Annotated in this window: 3 protein-coding genes, 7 tRNA genes and 1 pseudogene; 1 reads left to right on the top strand and 10 read right to left on the bottom strand. The window is 32.9% G+C overall.

All coding sequences use genetic code 11. The features are described 5' to 3' along the window. Positions 1-121 precede the first annotated feature (121 nt). Positions 122-1006: pseudogene (locus tag BUB34_RS13685) on the top strand (IS30 family transposase). 24 nt (positions 1007-1030) lie between these two features. Here the strand turns inward: BUB34_RS13685 and BUB34_RS12720 are convergent. The 10 genes from BUB34_RS12720 to BUB34_RS12675 form a co-directional block, all read right to left on the bottom strand. After that, complete coding sequence (locus tag BUB34_RS12720; RefSeq protein WP_073127817.1) at positions 1031-1309, bottom strand: hypothetical protein; 279 nt, start codon at positions 1307-1309, stop codon at positions 1031-1033. 179 nt (positions 1310-1488) lie between these two features. Beyond that, complete coding sequence (locus BUB34_RS12715) at positions 1489-1902, bottom strand: hypothetical protein (RefSeq protein ID WP_073127814.1); 414 nt, start codon at positions 1900-1902, stop codon at positions 1489-1491. A gap of 138 nt (positions 1903-2040) precedes the next feature. Beyond that, entirely contained in the window at positions 2041-2277 is a 237-nt protein-coding gene (locus tag BUB34_RS12710) for a DUF2508 family protein (RefSeq protein ID WP_073127812.1), read from the bottom strand. A 132-nt stretch (positions 2278-2409) separates the two neighbouring features. Further along, positions 2410-2485: transfer RNA gene (locus BUB34_RS12705), tRNA-Val, on the bottom strand. Between the two features lie 11 nt (positions 2486-2496). Beyond that, positions 2497-2573 (bottom strand) — tRNA-Arg (locus BUB34_RS12700). A 5-nt stretch (positions 2574-2578) separates the two neighbouring features. Continuing rightward, positions 2579-2652 (bottom strand) — tRNA-Cys (locus BUB34_RS12695). A 10-nt stretch (positions 2653-2662) separates the two neighbouring features. Further along, positions 2663-2738, bottom strand: a tRNA-Lys gene (locus tag BUB34_RS12690). 4 nt (positions 2739-2742) lie between these two features. Next, positions 2743-2819: transfer RNA gene (locus BUB34_RS12685), tRNA-His, on the bottom strand. Positions 2820-2828: 9 nt separating this feature from the next. Next, positions 2829-2905 (bottom strand) — tRNA-Pro (locus BUB34_RS12680). Between the two features lie 27 nt (positions 2906-2932). Then, positions 2933-3009: transfer RNA gene (locus BUB34_RS12675), tRNA-Ile, on the bottom strand. Positions 3010-3015 lie beyond the last annotated feature (6 nt).

Here is a 3015-nt window from a genome sequence, read left to right as displayed (position 1 = left end):
TTGCTTAATTGTATAATGAAATTGAACCAATAATAATATATAAAAAAATCCATAGTACCAAGTTCCTATGTTATTATTAAATCACCACAAAATAATAAAACATTGAAAGGGGTTGAGTACTATGGATAATAACAATAATAACATAAGTATTAGAAAAAAACAAACACTTGAATTTTAAGGAGCGTACAACGATAGAAATAAGAGTAAATGATGGTATGTCAGCATATAAAATTGCTAAGGAATTAGGTAGACTTATTAATATTATAATTAATGAGATTGAAAGAGGTACAGTAAAGCAAATTAAGCAAAATAGGTCTGTTGAAATGTATTTGGCAGATGCAGGTTAAGCTATATATGAAAAGAATCGTAAATCATCTGTGAACCATTTAAAAGACTAAGCTGTGGTGAATTTATCAGCTACGCTGTAGATAAAATTAAAAATAATAAATTATCGCCAGATGCTTGTTTTGGCGAAGCCTTAAGAGAATCGAAGTTTGATAGATCAGATATGGTATGTACTAAGACACTATATAATTATATATATTTAGGATTACTTGAGGTTAAAAATGTGGACTTACCATTTAAATTACGTAGAAATACAAAATCTAGCAGGGTACGCAAAAATAAAAGAATCTTGGGAAGTAGTATAAGTGAAAGACCTAATGAAATTGATTCAAGGGAAGAGTTTGGTCACTGGGAAATAGATACAGTAATTGGTGAAAAATCTAATAGCGATGATGTTCTTCTTACTATTGTTGAGCGTAAAACCAGGAATACCATAATACGTAAAATAGAATCTAAAACAGCAACAGCAGTCTCAAAGGAGCTATTAGAAATACGTAATTTATTTGGGGAAAAATTTGATGAAGTTTTTGAAAGCATAACTGGAGATAATGGTTCTGAGTTTGCAGAATTAGCTAATATTGAAGAAGTTTGTAATACTAAGGTTTACTATACACCAAAGAAACTATTTGAGGAACATCTAGATTCTATATATGCAGCCTAATATTTTGGTTATATTAAAAATAGTTCAATTTGATATTGCAATTAATAGTTTTTTTATTTTAAGCATAAGAGGGTTATTACCCGATCTATTTAAAATTACTTTAACAGTTTGTCTTCCATTTTTCACTACTGAATAATTTTCATTTACGCAACCGCATTTAGAGCATGCTTTTGGAACATATGTAAGCACTGCGTTTAATACCTTAAACTCAATATCTCTTATTTTTTCAATTCCATCTCCTGTAAATACTAAATTTTTATCGCTAACTCCTAGAATATTTGATATAATATCATTTGAGCACATGTCAAACCTCCTCGTTTATTTTGTTGTCGTGACTTAATTATACAACGAGTTTGACATGTGTTCATTTTTTTATAAAATAATAGCGCTGATAGTAATTAGTCCATTTTTGTCTAACGACAATTATGGATTTTTTATTACCATCAACGCTAAATATTATACAGCCCTTTTCTTATAAATATTTAATCAACTTGTTTTAAAAGTCTTCTTGTTACATCAGATAGCTTTAGTTCTCCCATTTGTATGTGCCCTATTGTTATTATGGACTTTATACTATCATCAGATGTATCCCACTTGTATGATCTAGCATTAACTATAGTATTATCAGGTAGTATCTCCTCTACCTCCATTATAATCTCATCACATAGTGTCATATACTCATCAAATAAATCTTCCTCACCTATATCTTCTAAATCATACTCATCCTTTATAATTTGATTTAAATCGTTAACTGGTATACTTAATTTATATGCCAGTGTATCCTCTCTTTTTGTTCCCTTGGTCATATCTTTCTCTACTTTAAAAGGAATCTCATCTTCTATTAATTGTTTTATCTCCTCACTATCTATTATTTCATCACCTAAAACTATATACATTGTACTAATCTCCCTTTCTTATTAAATTTTATATTTATACTTAAAATTTTCAGTGTTGGAAATTCAATGACTAAGTTTATTTTCTTAATATAATAAATAGTACAAGAAATATTTATATTCATAATTTATATTTTTAGATTACTTAGCCATAGCCTCTACCAATGATTCTCTTAGAGGTCTTGTTATTCCTTTTTGTTTTGCAACTTTAATTAAATATTGATACTTCGATTTCTTTGCTTCTAGCTCATAAATTGCAACATCTACCAACTCAGGATCTGTTACGATTTGAAAGAAATTTTCCGCTGTTTTTATATCTAATTGAGCTTTTTTTATTTCACCTATTATTTTCTGTTTCTCTTTATTCTTATTATACATATTTTACCTCCTATATACCATGTATTATAAATCTTGACATAATTTGGATTTTATATACATTTTAGGTATACAGAGATTAATATTTTCTTTACATTATAAAAACCTCTAGCAATATTAATCACTAGAGGTTACTGGTGGGATTAACAGGGCTCGAACCTGTGACCCCCTGCTTGTAAGGCAGGTGCTCTCCCAGCTGAGCTATAATCCCTCAAATATATATGGTGCGCCCAAAGGGACTCGAACCCCTAACCTTCTGATTCGTAGTCAGACACTCTATCCAGTTGAGCTATAGGCGCATTTTTGGAGGCGACACCCAGATTCGAACTGGGGATCAAGGAGTTGCAGTCCACTGCCTTACCACTTGGCTATGTCGCCACATATATAATGGTGATCCATCCGCGACTCGAACGCGGGACACCCTGATTAAAAGTCAGGTGCTCTACCGACTGAGCTAATGGATCTAAATGGGGTGGATAATGAGAGTCGAACTCACGACCTCCAGAGCCACAATCTGGCGCTCTAACCAACTGAGCTATACCCACCATACGCTTTGGTCGAGGTGGAGGGACTCGAACCCCCGGCCCCATGGTCCCAAACCACGTGCGCTACCAAACTGCGCTACACCTCGATTGTATCTATTATCATTTAATTAATGTGGTGGGCCATCAGGGACTCGAACCCCAGACCTACCGGTTATGAGCCGGGCGCTCTAACCAACTGAGCTAATGGCCCACATTA

The sequence above is a fragment of the Asaccharospora irregularis DSM 2635 genome, assembly GCF_900129815.1.
Taxonomy (GTDB): Bacteria; Bacillota; Clostridia; order Peptostreptococcales; family Peptostreptococcaceae; genus Asaccharospora; species Asaccharospora irregularis.
This window is presented reverse-complemented; position numbering and strand designations above follow the sequence as displayed.

What these genes read in the sequence shown, in the direction of transcription:
- BUB34_RS12720 (WP_073127817.1), bottom strand. Translation starts at nt 1,309, where the DNA reads ATGTGCTCAAATGATATTATATCAAATATTCTAGGAGTTAGCGATAAA.
- BUB34_RS12715 (WP_073127814.1), bottom strand. Translation starts at nt 1,902, where the DNA reads ATGTATATAGTTTTAGGTGATGAAATAATAGATAGTGAGGAGATAAAA.
- BUB34_RS12710 (WP_073127812.1), bottom strand. Translation starts at nt 2,277, where the DNA reads ATGTATAATAAGAATAAAGAGAAACAGAAAATAATAGGTGAAATAAAA.